At 68.7% G+C, this 22,159-nt stretch carries 23 protein-coding genes; 12 read left to right on the forward strand and 11 right to left on the reverse strand.

Features of this window, described 5'->3' with window-relative positions; translation table 11 throughout:
- Position 1 precedes the first annotated feature (1 nt).
- Complete coding sequence (locus OG555_RS14200; RefSeq protein ID WP_329483328.1) at positions 2-979, reverse strand: zinc-binding alcohol dehydrogenase family protein; 978 nt, start codon at positions 977-979, stop codon at positions 2-4.
- A 135-nt stretch (positions 980-1,114) separates the two neighbouring features.
- Between OG555_RS14200 and OG555_RS14205 the strand changes: the two genes are divergently transcribed.
- From OG555_RS14205 to OG555_RS14215, 3 genes are all read left to right on the forward strand, one after another.
- Entirely contained in the window at positions 1,115-1,957 is an 843-nt protein-coding gene (locus OG555_RS14205; protein WP_329483329.1) for a glycerophosphodiester phosphodiesterase, read from the forward strand.
- Between the two features lie 282 nt (positions 1,958-2,239).
- Positions 2,240-2,656: an ATP-binding protein gene (locus tag OG555_RS14210; RefSeq protein WP_329483330.1), complete on the forward strand. Its 417-nt coding sequence runs from the start codon at positions 2,240-2,242 to the stop codon at positions 2,654-2,656.
- Between the two features lie 104 nt (positions 2,657-2,760).
- Entirely contained in the window at positions 2,761-3,729 is a 969-nt protein-coding gene (locus tag OG555_RS14215) for a DUF5926 family protein (RefSeq protein WP_329483331.1), read from the forward strand.
- Positions 3,730-4,485: 756 nt separating this feature from the next.
- Here OG555_RS14215 and OG555_RS14220 read toward each other — a convergent pair.
- Entirely contained in the window at positions 4,486-5,703 is a 1,218-nt protein-coding gene (locus tag OG555_RS14220) for an arginine deiminase (RefSeq protein WP_329483332.1), read from the reverse strand.
- 272 nt (positions 5,704-5,975) lie between these two features.
- Between OG555_RS14220 and OG555_RS14225 the strand changes: the two genes are divergently transcribed.
- From OG555_RS14225 to OG555_RS14235, 3 genes are all read left to right on the forward strand, one after another.
- Positions 5,976-6,566 carry a dihydrofolate reductase family protein gene (locus OG555_RS14225; protein WP_329483333.1) on the forward strand — a complete coding sequence of 197 codons (591 nt, stop codon included), beginning with the start codon at positions 5,976-5,978 and terminating at the stop codon, positions 6,564-6,566.
- Positions 6,567-6,747: 181 nt separating this feature from the next.
- Positions 6,748-7,539, forward strand: a complete 792-nt coding sequence (locus OG555_RS14230) for a glycosyltransferase family 2 protein (RefSeq protein WP_329483334.1) — start codon at positions 6,748-6,750, stop codon at positions 7,537-7,539.
- Entirely contained in the window at positions 7,536-9,107 is a 1,572-nt protein-coding gene (locus OG555_RS14235) for a DUF2029 domain-containing protein (protein ID WP_329483336.1), read from the forward strand. The genes OG555_RS14230 and OG555_RS14235 overlap by 4 nt, the downstream gene beginning before the upstream one ends.
- Positions 9,108-9,113: 6 nt before the next feature.
- Here the strand turns inward: OG555_RS14235 and larC are convergent, their stop codons facing one another.
- Together larC and larB are read right to left on the reverse strand one after the other, a co-directional pair.
- A complete protein-coding gene (larC, locus tag OG555_RS14240; RefSeq protein WP_329483337.1) occupies positions 9,114-10,385 on the reverse strand; it encodes a nickel pincer cofactor biosynthesis protein LarC in 1,272 nt (423 codons plus the stop codon).
- Complete coding sequence (gene larB / locus OG555_RS14245) at positions 10,382-11,101, reverse strand: nickel pincer cofactor biosynthesis protein LarB (RefSeq protein WP_329483338.1); 720 nt, start codon at positions 11,099-11,101, stop codon at positions 10,382-10,384. Before larB ends, larC begins: the two co-directional genes overlap by 4 nt.
- A 111-nt stretch (positions 11,102-11,212) precedes the next feature.
- Between larB and OG555_RS14250 the strand changes: the two genes are divergently transcribed.
- Entirely contained in the window at positions 11,213-11,695 is a 483-nt protein-coding gene (locus tag OG555_RS14250; RefSeq protein ID WP_329483339.1) for a DUF4446 family protein, read from the forward strand.
- Here OG555_RS14250 and OG555_RS14255 read toward each other — a convergent pair.
- The gene (locus OG555_RS14255; RefSeq protein WP_329483340.1) at positions 11,692-13,284 is read right to left on the reverse strand and encodes a diacylglycerol kinase family protein; all 1,593 of its coding nucleotides are present in this window, start codon (positions 13,282-13,284) and stop codon (positions 11,692-11,694) included. The two genes, OG555_RS14250 and OG555_RS14255, sit on opposite strands and share 4 nt — an antisense overlap.
- A gap of 94 nt (positions 13,285-13,378) precedes the next feature.
- Here OG555_RS14255 and serS point away from each other — a divergent pair, with 94 nt between their 5' ends.
- The gene (gene serS, locus OG555_RS14260; protein WP_329483341.1) at positions 13,379-14,653 is read left to right on the forward strand and encodes a serine--tRNA ligase; all 1,275 of its coding nucleotides are present in this window, start codon (positions 13,379-13,381) and stop codon (positions 14,651-14,653) included.
- Between the two features lie 115 nt (positions 14,654-14,768).
- Positions 14,769-15,563 carry an HAD family hydrolase gene (locus tag OG555_RS14265; protein ID WP_329483342.1) on the forward strand — a complete coding sequence of 265 codons (795 nt, stop codon included), beginning with the start codon at positions 14,769-14,771 and terminating at the stop codon, positions 15,561-15,563.
- Positions 15,564-15,706: 143 nt separating this feature from the next.
- On the opposite strand, the gene OG555_RS14270 is transcribed toward OG555_RS14265, so the two are convergent.
- Positions 15,707-16,264, reverse strand: a complete 558-nt coding sequence (locus OG555_RS14270) for a WhiB family transcriptional regulator (RefSeq protein WP_329483343.1) — start codon at positions 16,262-16,264, stop codon at positions 15,707-15,709.
- Between the two features lie 568 nt (positions 16,265-16,832).
- Here OG555_RS14270 and OG555_RS14275 point away from each other — a divergent pair.
- A complete protein-coding gene (locus OG555_RS14275) occupies positions 16,833-17,642 on the forward strand; it encodes an HAD family hydrolase (protein ID WP_329483344.1) in 810 nt (269 codons plus the stop codon).
- Positions 17,643-17,647: 5 nt separating this feature from the next.
- Here OG555_RS14275 and OG555_RS14280 read toward each other — a convergent pair whose 3' ends face one another.
- Both OG555_RS14280 and OG555_RS14285 read right to left on the reverse strand, forming a co-directional pair.
- The gene (locus OG555_RS14280) at positions 17,648-18,259 is read right to left on the reverse strand and encodes a bacterial proteasome activator family protein (RefSeq protein ID WP_329483345.1); all 612 of its coding nucleotides are present in this window, start codon (positions 18,257-18,259) and stop codon (positions 17,648-17,650) included.
- A 48-nt stretch (positions 18,260-18,307) separates the two neighbouring features.
- Positions 18,308-18,838 (reverse strand): CGNR zinc finger domain-containing protein, encoded by a 531-nt coding sequence (locus OG555_RS14285; protein ID WP_329483346.1) that lies wholly within the window; start codon positions 18,836-18,838, stop codon positions 18,308-18,310.
- Between the two features lie 26 nt (positions 18,839-18,864).
- Here OG555_RS14285 and OG555_RS14290 point away from each other — a divergent pair, with 26 nt between their 5' ends.
- Complete coding sequence (locus OG555_RS14290; protein ID WP_329483347.1) at positions 18,865-19,029, forward strand: hypothetical protein; 165 nt, start codon at positions 18,865-18,867, stop codon at positions 19,027-19,029.
- Between the two features lie 154 nt (positions 19,030-19,183).
- Here OG555_RS14290 and OG555_RS14295 read toward each other — a convergent pair whose 3' ends face one another.
- A complete protein-coding gene (locus OG555_RS14295; protein WP_329483349.1) occupies positions 19,184-19,756 on the reverse strand; it encodes a TetR/AcrR family transcriptional regulator in 573 nt (190 codons plus the stop codon).
- Between the two features lie 73 nt (positions 19,757-19,829).
- Between OG555_RS14295 and OG555_RS14300 the strand changes: the two genes are divergently transcribed.
- Complete coding sequence (locus OG555_RS14300; protein WP_329483350.1) at positions 19,830-20,246, forward strand: VOC family protein; 417 nt, start codon at positions 19,830-19,832, stop codon at positions 20,244-20,246.
- On the opposite strand, the gene OG555_RS14305 is transcribed toward OG555_RS14300, so the two are convergent.
- Together OG555_RS14305 and OG555_RS14310 are read right to left on the reverse strand one after the other, a co-directional pair.
- Positions 20,243-21,220 (reverse strand): NAD(P)H-quinone oxidoreductase, encoded by a 978-nt coding sequence (locus OG555_RS14305; RefSeq protein ID WP_329483351.1) that lies wholly within the window; start codon positions 21,218-21,220, stop codon positions 20,243-20,245. The genes OG555_RS14300 and OG555_RS14305 overlap by 4 nt on opposite strands.
- A gap of 16 nt (positions 21,221-21,236) precedes the next feature.
- Positions 21,237-22,118, reverse strand: a complete 882-nt coding sequence (locus OG555_RS14310) for a phosphotransferase family protein (protein ID WP_329483352.1) — start codon at positions 22,116-22,118, stop codon at positions 21,237-21,239.
- Between the last annotated feature and the right edge of the window lie 41 nt (positions 22,119-22,159).

The raw sequence follows: 22,159 nt of genomic DNA on the forward strand, positions 1-22,159 counted from the left end.
CTCAGTTGACCCGGACCACCAGCTTCCCGACGGCTTTGCCGTCCTGCATGATGCGGTGCGCCTCGCCGATCTCCTCCATGCCGAACACCCGATCGATGCGGATCGGGAGCGTCCCCTCCGCCACCAGATCGACGTACCGCTGGAAGGCCGCGGGCGGCAGGTCGCTGCTCTCGCCGCCGTACGCCGTCAGCCGGACCCCGTTCGGTAGATAGCCGATCGGGTAGAAGTCGGGGATCGTCCAGTTGTCGCTGAGCATTCCGGTGAAACACACCGTGCCGTGTACCGCGGTCGCCTTCAGGGTGTCCGGCAGGACATTTGTCCCGACGAGTTCGAGGGCCGCGTCCACCCCGCCGGGGAGGATTTCCCGGACCTTCTCCGCAACGTTGCCATCATCAACAATCGGGTGATCGACGCCGAGATCGCGCAACACCTGTGCGCGGTCCGGATTCCGTGTCGTCGAGAACACGGTCAGCCCGTGCTCCTTCGCCAGTACGGCGGCCGCCACCCCGACGGACGACGTACCGCCCCGGACGAGCAACGTCTGCCCGGGCTCGATCGCCAACCCGGTGTGCAGCGAACCGTGCGCCGTCTGCAGCATCTCCGGCAACGCGCCGAGCGTGGCCCAGTCGAGGTCCGTCGTCACCGGGATGACGGACGACGCCGGTACGACGGTGTACTCGGCGTACCCGCCGTCGAACCGGCGGCCCATCCCGCCCATCATCGCCACCACCTGCTGCCCGCGTTCGAACTCACCGCCCGGCGCCGCGTCCACCGTCCCGGTCGCCTCGATCCCCGGGATCACCGGGAACCGCGCGTTCGTCGCCAGCCCGGCCCGCAGGTGGTACTCGGACCGGTTCAGCCCGAACGCCTCCACCTTGATCCGCACCCACCCGGTCTCAGGCTCGGGTACGGCGATCCGCCGTACCCGCATGTCCTCGGGCTCCCCCGGCCCGTCCAGCACGATCGCGCGCATCTCCATGCGATCCATCCTCGCTTGGCGGTGCAATGAGAAACCGTTTTCCAACACCCGGCGAGCCTCCGTGACTTCCTCACAAGGCCGCGTGACAAAGTTGTCCTCATGGGACAGAACTTCCTCGGTGGGAGGGGCCCAAGCGTGGTGGCCCATCGTGGCGCCAGTGATGTCAGTCCCGAACACACGCTCGCGGCGTACCGCCGGGCGGTCGACGCGGGAGCAGACGGTCTCGAATGCGACGTTCGGCTCACCGCAGACGGACATCTGGTCTGTGTCCACGACCGCCGGATCGAGCGCACGTCCAACGGTCGCGGCGTGGTGTCCACGATGAGTCTGGAGGAGCTCGAGGCGTTCGACTGGGGCTCCTGGAAGAACCCGTGGGCTGAGCTCGACGACGAGGCCGAGCTGCCGAGCCCCGACCTGCGGAAGGTGCTCACGCTCGACGAGCTCCTCGCGACCGTCCGGGACGCCGGCCGGCCGGTCGAGCTCGCCATCGAGACCAAACACCCGACCCGGTACGCCGGTCTGGTCGAGCGCCGGCTGATCGAGGCCCTCGACCGCTACGGGTGGGCGCATCCGAAGGTCGGCACGGAGTCTCCGGTCCGGGTGATGAGCTTCTCCTGGCTGTCCCTGCGCCGGATGCGGGTGCTGGCGCCTGGCCTCCGGACAGTCCTGCTGATGGACCGCGTCCCGCTGCGCTTCCGCGACGGCTCACTCCCGACCGGGGTCTCGTACGCCGGTCCCAGCCTGGAGATCGTCACCGCACACCCCGAGTACGTCGATCGCGCGCAGAAGCACGGGCATCAGGTCCACGTGTGGACCGTCAACGCCGACGCGGACGTCCGGCACTGCCGCGACATCGGCGTCGACGCGATCATCACCGACCGGCCCGAGGCCGCGCTGAAGACCCTCGCCGAACCCGCCAAGGCTCCGGTCCCGACGTACACCTACCCCCCGAGACGCCGTGATCGCCGTCAGTCCTGACCCGGGGTGCCGACGGGGGAGAAGTGGACGTCGCAGGTGCACACGGAGTTTGTTACACATCACTGGCGTTGTGTGTGGCGTGTGTCACGCAGGTCTAGATACGTAGTGGCATGAATGCGGGCGGTTATTGCAACGTTCATTTCCGTCGATTTCGTCACGGTTTCTTCGGGTTTAGCTGTGACGCTGCTGTGACTATGTAACGGAATGCATCTGGGTTGTTTTCCAGGGCTGGAACGTGGGCAGATGTCACTGTGGCTGTTCCGATCATCGAGGAGACCCTGCTTGTCCTCAGCGACCCTGCCTGCCGACGTGAGCATCGTGGACGTCGTCTTGCCGCACAAAGTGTCCGCAGTCGCGGACGCCCGCCGCCGTCTGGCCGCTTACCTGAAGCGGTACCGGGTCGCCGAAACCCCCCGTGACGACGCGCAACTGGTGCTCTCCGAGCTGCTCTCCAACGCGATCCGGTACGCCCCGGCGCTGCCCGCCGGCGAGGTCCGCGCGGCCTGGTGGATCGACAAGGCAGGCATCCACGTCGAGGTGACCGACGGCCGCGGCGACACCGAGCCGCAACCCATCACCGACACCCACCCCGAGTCGATCGGTGGCCGCGGCCTGCGGATCGTCGACATCCTCACCTCGAGCTGGGACGTCCGCACCGCCGCCAACCACCGCACCGTCCACGCGATCATCCCGAACTGATCGTCCGCGCGATCGTCCCCGACCTGATCGGGTTGGCTGTCTGATCGGGTTGGGCGGTCTGATCGGGTTGGCTGTCTGGTGCGGTGGGCTGCAAGACTGCGCCTATGGGAAAGAAGTCGCGGCAGCGCGCGAAGAACACGACGACCGTCACCCTCGACCCGGCCGACCTGGTGGATGTCGGGCCGCGGGAACCGTGCCCGTGTGGTTCGGGCAAGCGGTTCAAGCAGTGCCACGGCAAGGACCGGGCGCAGGCGGCGGACACCTTCGTGGTGCGGCCGTTCGAGGGACTGCCGTCGGAGTGTGACTTGATCGCGTTCCGCGAGATCGTCCCCTCGGGTACGGCGGAGGTCGTGCTGACCGGCGACCACGCGGGCAAGGTGGTCAACCTGGTCACCCTGCTGCCGATGGCGATGCCGGGTCTGGTCCGTGACGACGAGACGATCTGGATCGGCCTGCAGACGCACGCGTCGTCGGGTGATCCGTCCCGCGACCTCGGCCACGCGATCACCGCCGCGCTGGACACGGAGCCGGGCAACCCGATCCAGCTCGGCGACCTGATGACGGACGGCCCGCGGTTGCAGGACCTGATCGACACCTCGAAGCCGATCGAGGTCAAGGTGCACGAAGGGTTCGACTTCTGGGTCAGCGAGAACGTCGAGGACCCGACCGGCGAGGTCGCCGCGGGTCTTGAGCGGGCCAACGCGGCCGCTGCCCCGACCGTACGGCTGGAGTCGGTCGAGGCGGCGTACTGGACGCAGATCGGTGACCGCCGCTACCTGCGCTGGGTGATGCCGCACAGCGAGGACACCCTGCTCGACGCCCTCGCCCGCCTGCACGCCGCCGGCTCCTCCGCGCTCACCGAAGGCAGCCGTCTGATCGGCTCCTTCCGCGCTCTCGGCGTCCTCGCCCCCGTCTGGGAACTCCCCGCCGACACCGAAGCCGCCGACGTAGAAAGGCCCGCCGCCGACTTCGCCGTAGCCCTCGAGAAGGCCCTGACCACAGAGGCCCCCCTCACCACCGAAGAACGCGCAGCCCGAGCCGGCCTCTCCAGCCGCCAACTAACCATCCGCTGACACCCCGGCGCCGACGGCGCCTCCCATCACCTCGAACACCCGGGTGCCCCCAAGCACCCGGGTGTTCGCGCATCAGTCGCCCACCCAACTCCCGCCCACATACGAGCCCGCGCTCCGACCCCGCCCACGTGCGAGCCCCCCGTTCCGACCCCGCCCACGTGCGAGCGGCCTGCCCCGACCCCGCCCGGCCGCCGGCGACGCCCGGCCAGAGGCGCGGGAGTCATGGAGTCGTCGAGTCGTGGAAAATCGGCGAGAAATCTCGCCTCCAACAAGCCTCAATCCACGACTCGCCGCACCACGCGCCCGGGAGCTCGTGGGTCCACCACGTGCCGGCTGCTCCCAACCAGCCGCCGACCTGAAGGTGGGGTGGGTAGGCCCGAGTGGGCGTGGTGGAGGCGCGTGTGCACGTGTGGCTGGGGGCGCCGGGTGGCCGGCGTGGGGGTGGTGGAGGCGCGAGCGCACATGTGGCTGGGGGCGCCGACTGGGTGTGGTGGGTGTCGCGTGATGAAGGCACGAGCGCCCGGTGCCTTGGGGGCAGCCGGGTGGGAGTTACTGAGAGTGGTCTAGACCGGGAGGGGGTGTACACCTACGGACCGCGCTAGGAACGTGGACGGCCCAAGTCCTGCTGACGGGGGAGCAACAGGGCCTGGGCCTAGCCATGAAGAGTACTCAGAATGGATGTCGGCCACAAGCCCCGATTTCACTGCGCGTGTCGTTGGGCTCACTTGGGTGGTGGAGCAAACGTTCAGGCGCGGGTCAGGAGCCGCCGAGTGGGGCGCGGAGGACGGGGCATGACATGCAGCGGGGTCCGCCGCGGCCGGAGCCCAACTCGGAGCCGGAGATGCGGATGACCTCGATCCCGGACTCTTCCAGGCGCGCGTTGGTTTCCACGGTCCGCTCGTAGGCGATGCACACGCGCGGTGCTACGGCGAGGGTGTTGTTCCCGTCGTCCCACTGCTCGCGTTCGGCGGTGACCGGGTCCAGGCCGGTGTCGATCCGCCGCAGCGTGTCGATCCCGAGCGCCTTCGCCGCCGCCACCAGGAACGGCTCGGGCTCCGCAACGTGCAGCTCGTCGCCATCGGTGGTGACCGCGAGCGCGCGCATCTCCTCGGCCATGTTCGGATACATCAGTACGGCGTCGACGTCGACCATCGTGCAGACGGTGTCGAGGTGCATCGTGGCCCGCTGCTGAGCGATCGGCACCGCGAGCACCGTGTGGGCCAGATCCTTCGCGAACACCCGCCGAGCCAGCCGCTCCACACCCGCCGGCGTGGTCCGCTCCCCGACCCCCACCGCCAGTACGCCGGGCCCGAGAGCGAGGACGTCACCGCCCTCGACGTGCTCGAGCTGGTGGTCGTACACCTTGTCGGCGCCTGCGAACCGCGGATGGAACGTGTAGATCAACTCGGTCAGCTGGGTCTCGCGCGCCCGGGCCGGCATTGCGAGCGAGGTGACGGCGACCGAGTCCCGGATCCAGACGCTGGAGTCGCGGGTGAAGAGCAGGTTCGGCAGGGGGTCGATCAGGAAGTCCTCGTGGGCCAGCAACGACGTGACCAGGCCGCCCACGCGGACTTCGTCGTTCCGGACCCCGGCCATCAGAACCTCGGCGAGCTGGGCCGGGTCCAGACCGGCCAGCGACGCCCGGAGGTAGTCGCGCAGGGTGTCGCCGAGCCGGAGGTCCTCGGTGGTGCCGGTCACCGCTCGTACTCGCGCCTCCGGATCCGTGAGCGCCTCGGTGAGCAGCTCGCCGAGGTACAGCACCTCGACGTCGCGGTCTCGCAGCGCCTGGGCGAAGGCGTCGTGCTCCTCCTGCGCGCGGCCGACCCACGGGATGCCGTCGAACAGCAGTTTGTCGTTGTTCCGCGGGGTGAGCCGGCGGAGCTCGTTCCCGGGGCGGTGCAGCATCACCGTCCGCAGCGGTCCGACCTCACTGTCGACGCCGTACGCCCTGTCGACTGCTCGAGCCTCGGTCATGCGCCTGCCCTTTCGTCCGGTCGTGCCAACCACGCTACGGCAGCCCGACGCCTCCGCGCCGAGAGGAACTTGCTCTGTCTGATTGTCCGACAATAACCCTGATCCTCCAACTTCCCTGGCCGATGCTGGGTCGGTGAGGCCACCCTGGGAGGTGGATCGGCCTGGCGGGCGGGGATATAGGCCAGATGGCAGATGTTCGCCCGGGGCCGGGGCGACAGGATCTCTGGTGTGAGGACGCCACGAGGGCGGCCCGGATCGGAAGAGGTACCGAGATGACCCGCAAGGTGACCGCCAACATCACGCTCTCGCTCGACGGACGGGTGAACGGCGCCGGTGGCGATTACGACATGAGCTGGATCGTCCCGCACGCGATCACCGAGGCGTCCCGCGATCACATGATCCGGGTGACGTCGCCGGCGACCACGATCCTGCTCGGCCGGAAGAACTACGAAGGCTTCGGCGGCTTCTGGCCGGCGGTGGCCGACGACGAGAACGCGGCGCCGCAGGACCGGGCGGTGTCGAAGTGGATGAACGAGACGGAGAAGGTCGTCTTCTCGACAACGCTGACCGAGGGGCCGTGGCAGAACTCGCGGGTCGTCGACGCCGACCCGGGCGACGTCGTCAAGCAGCTGCGCGCCGAGGACGGCGCGGACATCATCGTGCTGGCCAGCGGCAGCGTGATCAAGGCGCTGCTGGCCGCGGACGAGATCGACCAGCTGAGCATCACGCTCGCGCCCGAGCTTGTCGGCGGCGGGGCTCGCCTGTTCGAGGACGGGCTGCCGGGATCGTCGTGGCGGCTGGCCGACTCGACGCCGACCGAGTCCGGCGCCGTGTGCCTGCTCTTCGACCGCGTGCGCTCCTGAAGCACCTGAGCTGGTCATCCGAACTCCTCCGATCGATGATGAAAGCTGTCGCCAGAGAAGATGCCGCGATCGGCGCCCGCCCCTGAAGGTTTTCCACAGGGTCGTTCGAAAGAACGAGATATCCACAGCGGGTGGGCGCTGACGAGGTCGATCGGCTGCGGAGGAACTAGGCTGACGTGCTGTGTCCGGTCATGATCTGCCTTCCGAGCCCTATCAGCGTGCCGTCGCCTGTGTGATCCCGGCGAAGGACGAGGTGGCGCGGATCGCGGCGACCGTGGACGCGGTGCACAAGATCATCGGGGTCGACCTGGTCGTGGTCGTGGACGACGGCTCGGCCGACGGTACGGCGCAAGCCGCCGAGCAGGCCGGAGCAGTCGTCGTCCGGCACGAGCGGAACCGGGGTAAGGCAGCGGCGATGGAGACCGGAGCGGCGGCGGTCGCGGAGCGCGACGGTGCCCGGCCACGGCACCTGCTCTTCCTCGACGCCGACCTGACCGACTCCGCGACCGCGGCTGCGCCGCTGATCGAGCCGGTCCAGACCGGCCGGGCCGACATGACCATCGGCACGCTGCCGGTGCAGTTGCGCGCCGACGGGTCCAAGGCCGGCGGCCACGGGTTCGTCGTCAAGCTGGCCCGGGCCGGCATCGAGGAAGCGACCGGCTGGGCTCCGGAGCAGCCGCTGTCGGGGCAGCGCTGCCTGACCCGGGCCGCGTTCGACTCCGCCGTACCGCTGGCCGCCGGATTCGGGGTCGAGACCGCGCTGAGCATCGATCTCGGCCGCAAGGGTTTCCGCATTCTCGAGGTTCCGATCGAGGTCCGGCACCGAGCCACCGGGACGGATCTGCGCGGGCAGCTCCACCGCGCGAAGCAGTACCTGCACGTCCGTCGCGCCCTGGCCGCGCGCAGCGCCCTGCCCGCGGACGGCGGCGGGCCGTCGCTGCGCAGCCTGTTCCCGCGGAAGACAGTGCAATGAGCACTGGCGACACGCCCGACACCACGACTGCCGATCCGCAGCTGGCGAACCGCTACGGTCGTCGCGCCGTCGCGCTCTACCTGGCCTGTACGGCGCTGATCGTCGCGGCCGGCCTGCTCGGTCCGTCGGTGGTCGTGCTGACCCTGACCAACCGGCACGCCTGGCTTCCGTCGTACTGGTTCGACTCGAAGCCGAACGACTGGCTCGTCACGGTGATGATCTACGTCGCCATCCTGCTCGGCGGGTACGGCGTCTTCCTCGCCACCAAGGCCCTGAAACACGGCTGGTCCCCGCGGGTCGACCGATTGGTTGCCCTAGGCATCGGTACGACGGCGGCCATCACCCTGGTCCCGCCGATGGCCTCCGGCGACGTGCTGATCTACGCGGCGTACGGGCGGATCATGGCGCTCGGCGGCAACCCGTACACGACCGCGCCGGCGGACACGATCCGGCTCGGCTACGACCCCGTGATCGCGGCGACCGAGCGGCCCTGGCAGGGCGCGAAGAGCGTGTACGGCCCGATCGCGACCTGGATCCAGTGGATCGCGTCGCTGATCGGTGGCGACTCGATGCAGCTGACCGTGTGGATGCTGCAGTTGTCCGTCGCGATCAGCCTGATCGTGACCGGACTGCTGCTGCTCAAGCTGGTCGGCCCCAACCTGCCGAACCGGCGCCGCGTGATCATGCTCGGCCTGGCCAATCCGCTGATCCTGTGGACGGTTCTGGCCGGCGCGCACAACGACGCGATCGCGGTGATGTTCGCGGTGATCGCGCTGGTGCTGTTCCGGCGGCATGTGTTCTGGGCGGGCATCATGCTCGGAGTGGCCGGCTGCACGAAGCTGTCCATCGGCCTGGTCGGGGTCGCGATGCTCTGGTCGCTGCGGTCGGATCGGCGGAAGGCTCTGATCTTCTGTGGCGGCGGTGCGCTCGCGATGGGTGGTCTGTACGCGATCGTCGGGCTGCAGGCGTTCCAGCAGGCGCGGTCGCAGACGTCCTTCATCTCGACCGGCACACCGCACAAGGTCCTGCTGAGCTTCTTCACCCTGTTCCTGCCGAACGGGCTGGTGCGGACGGTCCTGGCGATCCTCGCGTGGGTCGGCCTGATCGTGGTCGCGATCCTGCTGACGCAGGTGTTCCCGAAGTCGATCGTGCCGCAGACGCATCCGGACGACCCGACGCCGGCTGCGATCCGCTACACCGCGATCTACGCAATCGCATGGATCCTCACCGCGATGTACTCACTGCCCTGGTACGACCTGATCGCCTGGGTCGCGCTGGCCGCGGTCGCCGCGTCCAAGGTGGACGGGCTGATGGTGATCCGGACGACGATGCTCGCGATCGCCTATGTCCCCGGCCGGGATCCGAACGCGCGCCAAGTGGCCGCGAGCCTGTCCGACTCGCTCGAGTGGTTCAGCGCCCGGCTCCGCGACACGATCTGCCCGGCCGTCGAGCTGGGCGTCCTGATCGCCCTGATCGTCTGGGCGCGCCGCGGCGGAGCACAGTGGTGGCCGTACGACTGGCCCCGCCGCAAACAGAAAGCCCTCACGGAGAAGGCCGAAGCCCACTAGCCGGCGTCAGCTCCAGAGGTCGTGGCCGGCGGCGATCGCCTTGGCCAGAACGGTCTTGACGGGCTTCTTCAGGACTGCCGCGGCCGCGGCCACGTCGTCGTACTCGGGCTGGACGTTGACCACCTGGCCGCCGTACCGGGCGATCTTGACGTGGATGCGCTGGCCGTCGACGTCGACGCTGGCGAACTCGCGATCCGCGGCGTGCTTGCGGATGCTGAACTCCCGCAGGCCGATCGCCGACGTCTCGGCCAGGATCACCGAGCGGACCACCTCGGCGTTCGCGCTGCCGACGAGGACCGACAGCGTGTGGGCCGGCCGTCCCTTCTTCATCAGGATCGGTGTCAGCCACGCGTCGGCCGCGCCCGCCTCCATCAGCCGGGCGAGGACCTGCGGCCAGATCCGCGGGTCGAGGTCGTCGACGTTCGTCTCGTAGACGAGTTCGGTGGCCGGATGCTCGACCGACTCGCCCACCACCACGCGGACGACGTTCGGTACCTCGACCGGATCGCGGCCGCCCGCGCCGACGCCGGTCCGCTCGATCCGCATCGACGGCAGCTGGCCGAACTCGTTCGCCATCGAGGCCAGCAGGGCCGCGCCGGTCGGCGTAGTGATCTCGTACGGCGCTGCGCCGCCGACGACCGGTGCTTCGGCCTCGGACAGCAGGGCCAGGACCGCGGGGCCGGGCACCGGGATCCCGCCGTGCTGGCCGCGAACCTGGCCACCGCCGCCGAGCGAGATGGTGGAGACGACGATCCGGTCGAGGTCGAGCGCGATCGACGCAGCCGCGACTCCGACGATGTCCGCGATCGCGTCGAGCGCGCCGACCTCGTGGAAGTGCACCTCGTCAGGTGCCACGCCGTGCGCGGCACCCTCGGCCCGCGCCAGCCGGGCGAAGGTGTCCAGGGCGCGGGCCCGAACGGTGTCGCTCAAAGCGGCCTGCTCGAGCAGTCGCCGGACGTCAGCCCACGCCCGAGTCACCTGATGCCCGTCTCCAGCCTCGTGCCCATGGCCGTGTCCAGCCTCATCTCCGTGGCCGTGACCATGTCCGTGGCCGGCGTCCGGGATGTTCTCCGGGTGTGGGGTGCCGTTGACCTGGACCGTTGCCTTGGTCGCGGCGATCTGGTGCCGGGCCGTCGGGGCGACGGTCACCGACAGGGACACGTCGACGGCGGCCACCGCGGCGTTGACCACCGCGAGATCCGCGCCCGCGTCCAGGAACGCCCCGAGCAGCATGTCGCCGGAGGCGCCCGCCGAACAGTCGATCCAGGCGATTCTCACTCGGTCTCCTTGGACTCGCGAGGTGCGGAACGGCGGGCGACGCGAGCGGCGAAGACCCCGGCGCCGAAGCCGTTGTCGATGTTCACCACTGTCACACCGGGCGCACACGAGTTGAGCATCCCGAGCAGAGCCGCCAGCCCACCGAACGAGGCGCCGTACCCGACTGAGGTCGGTACTGCGACCAACGGTACGCCGACGAGTCCGCCGACCACGCTGGGCAGCGCACCCTCCATGCCCGCGACGACGATCAGGCAGTCCGCGGCGTCGAGACGCTCCCGCACCCCCATGACCCGGTGCAGCCCCGCGACCCCCACATCGGTCACCAGGTCGACCTCGGCGCCGAAGACCTGAGCCGTCGTCGCCGCCTCGGCTGCCACCGGGGCGTCCGACGTACCGGCCGACACCACGGCGACAGTCCCGCGCAGGACGGGCGGCTCACCGAGGACCGCCGTACGACCGACCGGATCGATCACGGCGGCCGGCAGAGCGGCGGCAACTGCCTCCTGGGCCTCGACCGTCAGCCGGGTGGCCAGTACGGCGTGATCGGGATGCGTGGCGTGCAGAGTCCGCAGCAGTTCGACGACCTGGGAGGGCGTCTTACCGGCGCCGTAGACCACCTCGGCATCGCCGGTCCGCTCCAGCCGATCGGTGTCGAGCCTGGCGTATCCCAAGTCGTGGACGCCCGGCAGGGGACCTTGGTCTGGCAAATGAGTCACGCCGAGAATCTACGTGGCCTGCGCGGACAACACCTCTTCCGGTCCAGACGCACACACTGTGCAACCGCCTGAATACTCAGGCATACGGTCCGATGCCTTAGGCTGCAGTGCGTGTCTTCGACGTTAGCCGGTGCATTCGGGATCGCCGCCCTGTTCGTGGCGGTGCTCGCCCTGGTGTTCGCCATCCAGGCCCTGCGAACTCAGTCCGGTGCGTCCAAGCCGGCCAAGGTCGACTCGGCCCCAGCGCCCGAGCCGGGGCCACAGCAGCCGGAGTCCAAGCCGGGGACAGTCCGGTCCGAGCTCCGCAAGCTGGGCAAGGAGATCGAGGTCGCCCGCGGCGAACTGCGCGAGACCCTGAAACATCTGGCGGTGGTCCGGTACGACGCGTTCGGCGACACAGGCGGGAAGTTGTCCTGGTCGATGGCGCTGCTGGACGACAAGGGCGACGGGGTTGTCCTGACGTCGATCAACAGCCGGGCCGATGCGCGCACGTACGCCAAAGAGGTCAGGGCGTTCGCAAGCGAGGCCAAGCTGTCGCCCGAAGAGGAAGAGGCGATCGAGAACCTGCGCAAGGAATCCGAGCAGACCGACTAACGACGCTTGGGCACTCGGGCGGTCAGCGCGCCCGGCTCGATCTCGGCGGACAGGAAGCGCCCGGGCCCGATCGGGTCCCCGTCCAGCTGGCGCTGTACGTCGACCGCGGCGGTGATCTCTACCCTCCGCCCGGTGAACCGCTCCAGATACATGTCCGTCCGGTTCGTCCGCGTCATCAGCCGCCAGACGACGATCGGCCACTGCGTCACCCGGCGTGGGGCGATCACCACGACGTCGAGCAGCCCGTCGTCCGGCCGCGCGTCCGGGAGCAGCGGGATGTTCGCCTGCAGCATGCCGACGTTCCCGATCACGACCGTGCGCACCCGCCGCTCGATCGGCTCCGCGTCATCGATCGTCAGCTTCACCCGCACCGACGGATGGTTGATGTTCTTCGCCGCCGACACCAGGTACGCGGTCCAGCCGATCTGCTTCTTCAGGTGCGGAGGCGCATCGGAGATGATCGCCGCGTCCAGCCCGAGCCCGGCCATCACCGCGAACCGGTCGGTGTCCAGATCGTCGCCGCGCACACTGACCAGGTCGATCCTGCGGTCACGGCCGTCCAGGATCCGCTCCAGCGCATCGTCCAGGTCGAGTGGGATGTGCAGGTTCCGGGCCAGCAGGTTGCCGGTGCCGGCCGGGATCACCCCGACCGGGATCCCGGTGTAGGCCAGCGCGGCGCAGACCACGCGGACCGTACCGTCGCCGCCGGCGATCAGCACCAGATCCGACTCGTTCTCGATCGCGCGCTTGGCCATCGCGTTCCCGGCGTCGTCCTCGCGCGTCTCCAGCCACAGCGGGTCGTCGTACCCGCGGACCGACAGCGCCCGGGTCACCTTCCGACGGAACGCCACGCCGTCGCCGACCTTGATCGGGTTCACGATCACGGCCGCCCGGGGCGGGATCGTCGTACCGGTGCCGTCCGAGGGCGTACGCCGACGCCGACGCCGCAACCCGGGCCGGAGGCCGAATCCGATCGACGTGGCGGTCAGGATCGCCAGGCCGAGCGCCCATCCGCCGAGCACATCCGACACGTAGTGCGCGTTCAGAGCGATCTGGTCGGCGGACGCGATCCACACCACCGCGATCGCCGGCAGCATCACCAGCAGGCGGAACCGGCGCCGCCAGCCCCGGACCGACGGCAGGACGACGCCCAGCGCGCCGGCCATCACGAACGCAGCGGTCGCATGGCCCGAGACGTACGACCAGCCATCGCTCTCGACCAGAATCTGGGCCGGCCGGGGCCGCTCGAAGATGTACTCGACCGACTGAACCAGGACGAGCTCCGCCCCGGCGGACACCAGCAGCCAGAAGGCCAGCACACGGGCCCGGCGGCGCCACAGGTAGGCCGCGACCACGACGATCACCGCCCGTGAGGTCCAGGGCAGGACCACTGCGCCGACGACCTGCCAGAAGTCGATCACGGTCTCGTGGCCGGCGCCGTACGCGGCGGCGCGGGCGGCGACGGACTGGTCCCAGCGCTGCAGCGGAGGCCAGTCCTTGAAGACGAGCAGCGTGATCACGGCGAACGGCAGCGCACCCAGGACGACCGTCAGCGCACGGCCTAGCGAGCTGGGTGGATGGTGGTTCATGGCCGCCTCTGATCCCCCTCGATGATCGCGTGCTGCCACCACATCATCCCGAATAGACTTCGCCGGTTCTGACACGCCCCGATACCCTCAGGGTGTGATTGACGCGAAACTGCTCCGTGAGAACCCAGATATCGTGCGTGCGGCCCTGACCAAGCGCGGCGAAAGTACGGACCTGGTCGACCAGATCCTGGTGGCCGACAGTGAGCGTCGATCGTCCATCTCCGCCTTCGAGGCGCTCCGGGCCGAGCAGAAGACGCTCGGCAAGCAGGTCGCCCAGGCCAAGGGCGACGAGCGGACCGCGCTGCTGGAGCGGACCAAGGCGCTGGCCGCCGAGGTGAAGGCCAACGAAGCCGCCGCGAACGAGGCCGGCAACCGCTTCGACGACCTCTCCCGCGCCCTGCCGAACCTGGTCTCGGACCAGGCCCCGGTCGGTGGCGAGGACGACTTCGTCCTGGTCGAGGAGGTCGGCAAGCCGCGCGACTTCGCCGCCGAGGGCTTCGAGCCCCGCGACCACCTCGAGCTGGGCGAACTGCTCGGCGCGATCGACATGGAACGCGGCGCGAAGATCTCCGGCTCGCGGTTCTACTTCCTCAAGGGCGCCGGCATGCTGCTCCAGCTCGGCATGCTGCAGTTGGCGATCCAGCAGGCGGTCGAGTACGGCTTCACCCCGATGATCACGCCGACACTGGTCAAGCCCGAGGTGATGGGCGGCACCGGCTACCTGTCGGCGCACGACGACGTCTACCGGCTCGAGGACCCCGAGCTGTACCTGACCGGTACGTCGGAGGTCGCCCTGGCCGGTTACCACATGGACGAGATCCTCGATCTGTCCGGCGGCCCGATCCGGTACGCCGGCTGGTCGTCGTGCTACCGCAAGGAGGCCGGGTCGCACGGGAAGGACACCCGCGGGATCATCCGTGTCCACCAGTTCGACAAGGTCGAGATGTTCTCCTACTGCAGCCTGGACGAGGCGGACGCCGAACACCAGCGGCTGCTCGGCTGGGAGAAGGAGATGCTCGACAAGATGGAGCTGTGCTACCGGGTGATCGACACCGCGACCGGTGACCTCGGCGTCTCGGCGTACCGGAAGTTCGACTGCGAGGCGTGGGTGCCGACGCAGGGCCGCTACCGCGAGCTCACCTCGACGTCCAACTGCACGGACTTCCAGGCCCGCCGGCTGAACATCCGGCATCGCGACGCCGACGGCAAGACGCAGCCGGTCGCGACGCTGAACGGCACACTGGCCACCACCCGGTGGATCGTCGCCATCCTGGAGACCCACCAGCTGGCCGACGGCTCGGTCCGGGTGCCGACCGCGCTGCGCCCGTACGTCGGCGGCCGCGAGGTTCTCGAACCGGTTGCCAAATGACAGTGCTGATGCCGCGCCTCCGGCGCGGCGGGTCATGGGGCTTTTACTCCCGGCCTTCCCTCGTCGCTCCGGTCGCTTCGCTCCCTGCGCTCCTCAGTCCAGGCCGGGAGGCCCAATGACCGGCGGCCCGCGGCCGACGGCCGTTGCCCTGGACATCGATGGCACGCTGATCGACCACGACGAAGGGCTGTCGCCCGCGGTCGTCGACGCGGTCCGGCGGACCGCCGCCCAGGTGCCGGTGATCCTGGCGACCGGCCGGGCCTGGTCGACCACCAAGCCGGTGGCCGAGCGGTTCGGCCTGCCGGCCGGCGGATTCGTTGTCTGCAGCAACGGTGCGCGCACGCTGCGGTTCCCGGACGGGAAGGTCGTGGACGAGCGGACCTTCGATCCGACGACCGTGATCGCCTCGGTCCGCAAGTACGCGCCGAACGCCCGGATGGCAGTCGAGGAGTACGACGGCAGCTACCTGGTCACCGAGCCCTTCCCGGACGGCGATCTCGGCGTCGGAGCCAGGATCCGCGTGGTCAGCGACGACGAGCTCGCACCGGAGCCCGTGACGCGGTTGATCATCCGCGACCCGGAGCAGTCCGAAGCGGACTTCGTCCACCTGGCTGAACGCCTTGGTCTGCATGGTGTGAGCTACTTCGTCGGCTGGACGGCGTGGCTGGACATCGCGCCTGAGGGAGTCGACAAGTCGACCGGGCTGAAGGTGGCGCTGGCGCAGTACGACCTCGAACCGTCCGGCCTGGTCGCGATCGGGGACGGACGCAACGACATCGAGATGCTGACGTACGCCGGTCGCGGCATCTCGATGGGGTCCGCGCCGGACGAGGTCAAGGCCGCGGCCGACGAGGTGACCAAGTCGGTGCAGGACGACGGCGTCGCCGCAGTGCTGAACCGCTGGTTCTGACCAAACACTTGACAGTTGTCAAGCGCAACCGAAAACTTGACAGTTGTCCAAAGCAACCGAAAGGCCCGGAATCCCTGTCTGCACAGGGATTCCGGGCCTTCGCTGTCAGTGTCCGATAGTCCGCTGGCGGGCCGAGTATCGGATCAGGCGACGCGGCTGCTGCCGGTCCGGCGTGGCTGGTACTGCTGGTGGTCGATGACCGTGTCGAATGCGTCGAGCACGGCGCTGACCTTCGGACGCGGCCGTGGCGTCTTGGCGGCCGGGCTCTGCCCGCGGCGGGCGCGGCGCAGGTGACGCTTCACCGTCGACAGCGAGCAACCCAGCCGCATGGCCAGGGATTCCAGGCTGTCGTTCGGGTACTGCGTCCGCAGCCGCAGCACCTCTTCGTGGCTGACCGGCCGGCGGGTGCCACGGGCCCCGGCGAGCTGGTCGAAGTCGTCGGCCTGGACCTCGACGTCGAGCAGGTTGCGGATGGAACGCCGTTGTGCGGCAGTGGTTCCGGCGACGAACCCGCTCACGTCGTGCTCAGCAACGGCGCTGTACAAGCAGTCGGTGAACAACGGGCACGAGGCACACAAGGCCTTTGCCTCGCGGACGAGCTGTTCGTACCGCTCCCGGGTGCGACGGGTGGCGGACGCGGGCGGCGGCTCTTCCATCAGGCGGTGCTGGAAAATCTCCGGTCGGGCGATGCAGCCGGTCATCGCCCCTTCCCTGATGGAAGCCGTGTCGACAGCCGCTCGGGAGCTGCTGCCCCCCGGCCCCGCTAGATTGGCGCTGTTGACGATCATCAAGGCTCCCCAAGTATCAGGACCCGAGTGAACGAACGGTGAACGACGTTCGGCCATACGAATCCACTAGCTGATGGACCGGCGAACTCTGTTGCCGACCCACCGTGTCGTCCCGGGCGCGGGACGCACCGATCCATAACTGTTGACGCCGCTGCTGCGGTTTTGGTTGCAGCCAATTCCGCATCAGTTCTTCGACGTTTCTGTGTGCTTCCGGTGGTGGGGCTGCATCAGTCGCGCTGATCCAGAACAGGCTTACGACGCGGTCGAATCGCCCCCGGTTCCCCGCCAGACCACCGCATGAAATCATGTGCTCCCCGCGCTGCGCAGGGGAACTTGCTGCCTTTGCAGCATCCTGCCGTAACGGTCTGATGACGTTGTCAAAAGCTCAATCAGAAAGATCAGAAACGTCTGAAACCGATGTCCAATGGCTTGCGCCGGAGGTGGTCGGAGGAGTAATGAACCCGCCGGATACGGTAGCTGTGTGACCGCCGCCGAACTCCCTCGCCTGATCGCCACCGACCTCGACGGAACGCTTGCCCGCAGTGACGGAACCATCTCGGCGCGGACCCGCGCGGCGGTGCTCGGCGCGCAACACGCGGGGAGTGTTTTCGTGATGGTCACCGCGAGGCCACCTCGCTGGTTGCACGACCTGTCCGACCTGGTCGGCGATCACGGTGTCGCAATAGTTGCCAACGGCGCCATTCTGTACGACGTCGTGCGCCGCAAGGCGATCCGGACCCGGTTGATCGAGCCGGGCGTCGCGCTCGACGTCGCGCGGGCGATCCGGTCGGAGATTCCCGACGTGCAGTTCGCCATCGAGCGATCGAGCCGCTACGGACAGGAACCGGACTACCTCAATCGCTGGCCGAAGCCCGAAGACACACTGGTCGCTGCTGTCGAGGTGCTGCTGTCCGAGCCGGCCGCGAAGCTGCTGGTTCGCCATCCGAGCTGGCACTCCGACGAACTGCTCGACCGGATCGGTCCGGTGGTGGGCGATCGGGTGACCGCGAGTCACAGCGGTGGTCACGGGTTGGTGGAGATCTCCGCCACCGGTGTCTCGAAGGCCGCGATGCTGGCCGATTTCGCTGCCGAACAAGGGATCCCGGCCGCTGCGACGATCGCCTTCGGCGACTCGATCAACGATCTGCCGATGCTCGCCTGGGCCGGTACGTCGTACGGCGTGGCCAACGCGCATGCCGAGGTACTGGCCGTCGTCGACGTGGTGTGCCCGGCAAACGACGAGGACGGCGTCGCCGCCGTCCTCGAAGAGTTGCTTCAGCCTTTGGAATAAGGCGTTTACAGATACATCCCGCCGCTGCCCGGGCCGTCGGTGGTTCCGGCCTGCGGCGCACCGGGGAAGCCGGGGCCGTCTTCGGGTGGCAGCTGCTGGCCGCCGGGCAGTGCGCGCCGCATCTGCTCCAGCTGCTGACGAGCCGCCATCTGCTGAGCGAACAGCGCCGTCTGGATGCCGTGGAACAAACCTTCCAGCCAGCCGACCAGCTGCGCCTGCGCGATCCGGAGCTCGGCGTCGGTCGGAGTGCTGTCGTCGGTGAAGTCGAGGCTGAGTCGCTCCAGCTCTTCGACGAGCTCCGGCGCCAGGCCGGACTCGAGCTCCTTGATGGACGCCTCGTGGATCGCCTTCAGTCGCTGCCGCGATGCCTCGTCGAGAGGGGCGGACTTCACCTCCTCGAGCAGGTTGCGGATCATGTTCGCGACCCGCATGACCTTGGCCGGCTGCTCGACCAGTTCGGTCACCGACCGCGGTTCGTCGTGCTCGTCGTCGCCACGGTTGGAGCGCGGCGGCCCCTCGACAGCCATTCCGTCCGGCCCGACGATCAGCACCTTGCCGTCCTCGGTCCGCGCCCCGGTCATCGGAACTCCCTGGCCCTCGCTGCTGCTCTCGGTCATCTGTCCATCCTAGGCCGGTCGACTGAACCTACGACCCGTCCGGTGGTCCTACGATGCGCGGGCGCGATGCCGTCGGACGGCGTCCCGGTTGGCGCAGGCGGGGCTGCAATAGCGCTGACGGCCGGTCCGTGAAAGGTCGGCGTACACCTTGCCGCAGCCGTCGGCGGCGCAACGGCCGAGCCGGCTGATGCCACGGCCCGCCAGGTGGAGCGCCGTACCCGTGCTGATCAGTGTCGCGACGAGCCGGCCGACCGGGACCTTGTCGGGCCGGTAGTGCATGTGCCAGCCGTCGCCGGCATGGTTCGTCAGGCGCGGATGCTCGGTGTACTTGGCCAGCATCGTGTTGATCAGATCGACGCGGGTCTGCTCGTCCTTCGCGTCCACGACCGCGAGCCATTCGTCGAGCGCAACGCGAACGGCCGCCAGGTCCGCGGCGGTGACGCGGCGCTTACGGACCAGGCGGCTCTCGACCCCGCTCTCCTCGCAGCGCTCAGCCAGTTCCTCGGGGGTGGTCGCCGGCCGGGTGGCCAGGTTGACCGCGAGCAGGACCGCATCGGCGCCGTAAGGGTTGAGATGCATAATGGCATTACACCACCATGAGTCCCATGACAGTCAACCTCGACGCCCATCGACACCGCTGGAGTGTGGTGTCCTCCCATCAGGTCAGCGAAGGCCTGGTCGTGTACCAGCGGTGTGCCTGCGGTCAATGGAGAGTCACCAGCACTCCGCCGTACGCCGTCGCCCACCCCGAGGTGGCCCGAGTGGGCTAGTCGATCCGGCGATGCCATGCTCGTCGCAGCGGTGTGCGGCTCAGCGTAGCGAGGTCGTTGCCGTCGACAAGTATTTCGCCGTTGGTCGGCTGGTCGAGTCCATTGGCGCAGGTGAGCAGGGTGGACTTCCCGGATGGGCGGTCAGGGGAGCTGTCTAGTTCTCGCGGATCAGACGCCGGACCAGTTGCGTGGTGATGGCGTCGATGTCGTACGGGCGACCGGAGCCTGGGGTCAGCTGGTCGAGGACGAGCCCGTCGACGGCGAAGCGAAGCAGGCGGACCTCTTCGGCGCCGCCCGGGAGGCCGGCGTTGACGTGGAATGCGACGTCGGCGTCGAAGCCCTGCCGGAGTGTGCGGGACAGGATCTCGTGCAGGCCGGGGCGGCGCGCGGCCTCGAGGCGGAGCTCGAACAGGGCGAGGGAGAGTTCGGGGCGGCCGAGAAGGCGCTCGACGATGTAGCGCACGTAGTCGACGACCAGGTCGATGGTCGGCTGGCGGTGCGAGAGTGGCTCGAGGACGGCTTCGTCCGGCGTGAGCCGCTCGAAGATGCGCTCGCCGAGTGCGCCGAGCAGTGCGTCGCGCGTACGGAAGTAGTTGGACGCCGTGCCGGCGGGGAGCCCGGCGGCGGCGTCGACGGCTCGATGCGTCAGGCCGCGGGCGCCGGCTTCCGCGAGGACGGCGAGGCCGGCGTCGGCGAGTTGAGTACGGCGTTCTGTGTTCCGGGGCACGTTGACAACGCTAGCAGAGTTCCACTACAACTGTCGTGCACAACAACAACAGTTGTAGTAGTCAGGAGAGCGTATGCGTCCCGCCGCTTTCGGCGCGACCGTGGTCACCGACCGGACGGCGGAGGTCGCCGCCTTCTACCAGCAGCACCTCGACCTGCAGATCACCCTGGACCTCGGCTGGTTCATCACCCTGCGCCGGGGCGAGGCGGACTGGGAGCTCGCCATCTGCGAGCGCGGGCATGCGACGGTCCCGGCCGCCGTGTCCGCTGCCACCGAGAGCACGAGCGTCTTCGGCTTCATCGTCGACGACGTGGACAAGATCGCCGCCGCGCTCACCGAGGCTGGCGTTCGGTTGGAGACCGAACCGGTGACCGAGGTCTTCGGCCAGCGGCATTTCCTCGTCCGCGACCCCGAAGGCACCTGGCTCGACGTCATTCAACTGGTCGAACCCGACCCGGCCTGGCTGGCCGCCAACCTGCCGACAAGCTAGAGCGTCAGCAGGATCTTGCCCAGATGATTGGACTGTTCGAGGTCTTGGTGGGCGCGGGCGACCTCGGCCAGCGGGTAGGTGGCGTGGACGATCGGTCGGACCTTCTTCTCGGCGATCAGCGGCCAGACGTGGCCGACGACCTCGGCGAGGATGCGGCCCTTCTCCGCCACCGAACGGACGCGGAGGCCCGTGCCGGTGATCGAGCCGCGGCGGCTCATCAGCCGGCCGAGGTCCAGTTCGCCCTTGGTGCCGCCCTGCATCCCGATCACCACCAGGCGCCCGTCGTACGCGAGGGTCTTGACGTTGTCGGTCAGGTACTTCGCGCCCACGATGTCGAGGATCACGTCGGCCCCGGCGTTGCCGGTCGCCTCCTGGACGACGGACGCCCACTCGGCTTCCTTGTAGTTGATCGCGACGTCCGCGCCGAGCCGGGTGCAGAACTCCATCTTGTCGATGCTGCCGACCGTGGTCAGCACCCGAGCGCCGTGCGCGACCCCGAGCTGGATCGCCATCGAGCCGATGCCGGACGAACCGCCGTGCACCAGCAGCGTCTCGCCGGACTTGAGGTGCGCGGTCATGAACACGTTCGACCACACCGTCGCGACCACCTCGGGCAGCGCCGCGGCACTGACCAGGTCGAGCCCGTCGGGCACGGGCATCACCTGCGGCACCGGTACGGCGACCTTCTCGGCGTATCCACCACCCGCGAGCAGCGCGCAGCACTCGTCGCCGACGGACCAGCCCTCGACGTCGGCGCCGACCGCGGAGATCGTGCCGGACACCTCGAGTCCGATCGTCCCCGGCGCGCCGGGCGGTGGCGGATAGAACCCCTGCCGCTGCATCAGGTCGGCCCGGTTCACACCGGCCGCGACCACGTCGATGACAACCTCGTCCACGGCCGGCTGCGGGTCCTCGATCTCGCCGATCGTCAGGACCTCGATCCCGCCGGCACCCTCACACACGACAGCTCGCATGCTGCACACCGTACCCTCAGCGATTCACCAGCTCAGCAAGCTCGGCGGCGATGCTGTCGAGATGAGTGGTCTCGCCTATCGAGTGGAACCAATCCCATAGTTCGAGCGAGTGGTAGACGCGGTACAGCAGGACTCGGTCCTCCCAGTCTGATGGGAGCGCGCCGTACCCCTCGATCAGACCGGCGAGCTTGTCGGCGTTGCCGCGGATCGAGTACGACGCCGTCTTCGCGAGGTCGATGAGTGGGTCGGCCGCGATCGCGTTCTCGACGTCGATGAACCCGGTAACGCGCCTGGTCTCCGGGTCTACGAGGATATTGCCCTCGTGGAAGTCGTTGTGGCACAGGACTGCGGCGTGGTTCGCGGCGAAGAGGCCACTGTGCTCGTCGACGTACGCGCGGATTGCTTCGTGCAATCCTGGATCCCCGGCGAACTCGTCGAGCTTCTTGGTGAACTGTCTCCGCATGTACTGGTCGTTGTCCGGCAGCGGATCGAGGATCCGGTCGGTGAGATATCCGTACGCCGGCTGTGGGATGCGGTGGACACGGGCGAGCAGTTGGCCGAGTTCGACGTACGTCGCTCGCCAGTCGGGCGGATCGGTCTCGGACAGTGGTACGCCGTCGAGCTTGGTCAGGACGGTGAAGGCGTCGTGGTCATCGGCCGGCTCGGCGTGGACGACCCGTGGGATCGAGCCGTCCAGCTCCTCGGCCAGCAGGCCGTAGACGAGTACTTCCTTGGACTGCTTCCACGCCCACTCGGGTGCGTAGACCTTGACGATCAAGGGGTCGGCGTCGGTTCGTCGTACCTCGAAGACTGTGCTCAGCTGTCCACCGGTTCGCTGGACGACTTCGGCGACCTCGCTGTCCGGGCAGGCTTTGGCGACCATCGCGGCGATATCCACAGCCTCACGCTAGGAGCCGCGTCCAGCGGTTTTCAGTCGTC

This window comes from Kribbella sp. NBC_01484 (genome assembly GCF_036227145.1).
Classification (GTDB): Bacteria; Actinomycetota; Actinomycetes; order Propionibacteriales; family Kribbellaceae; genus Kribbella.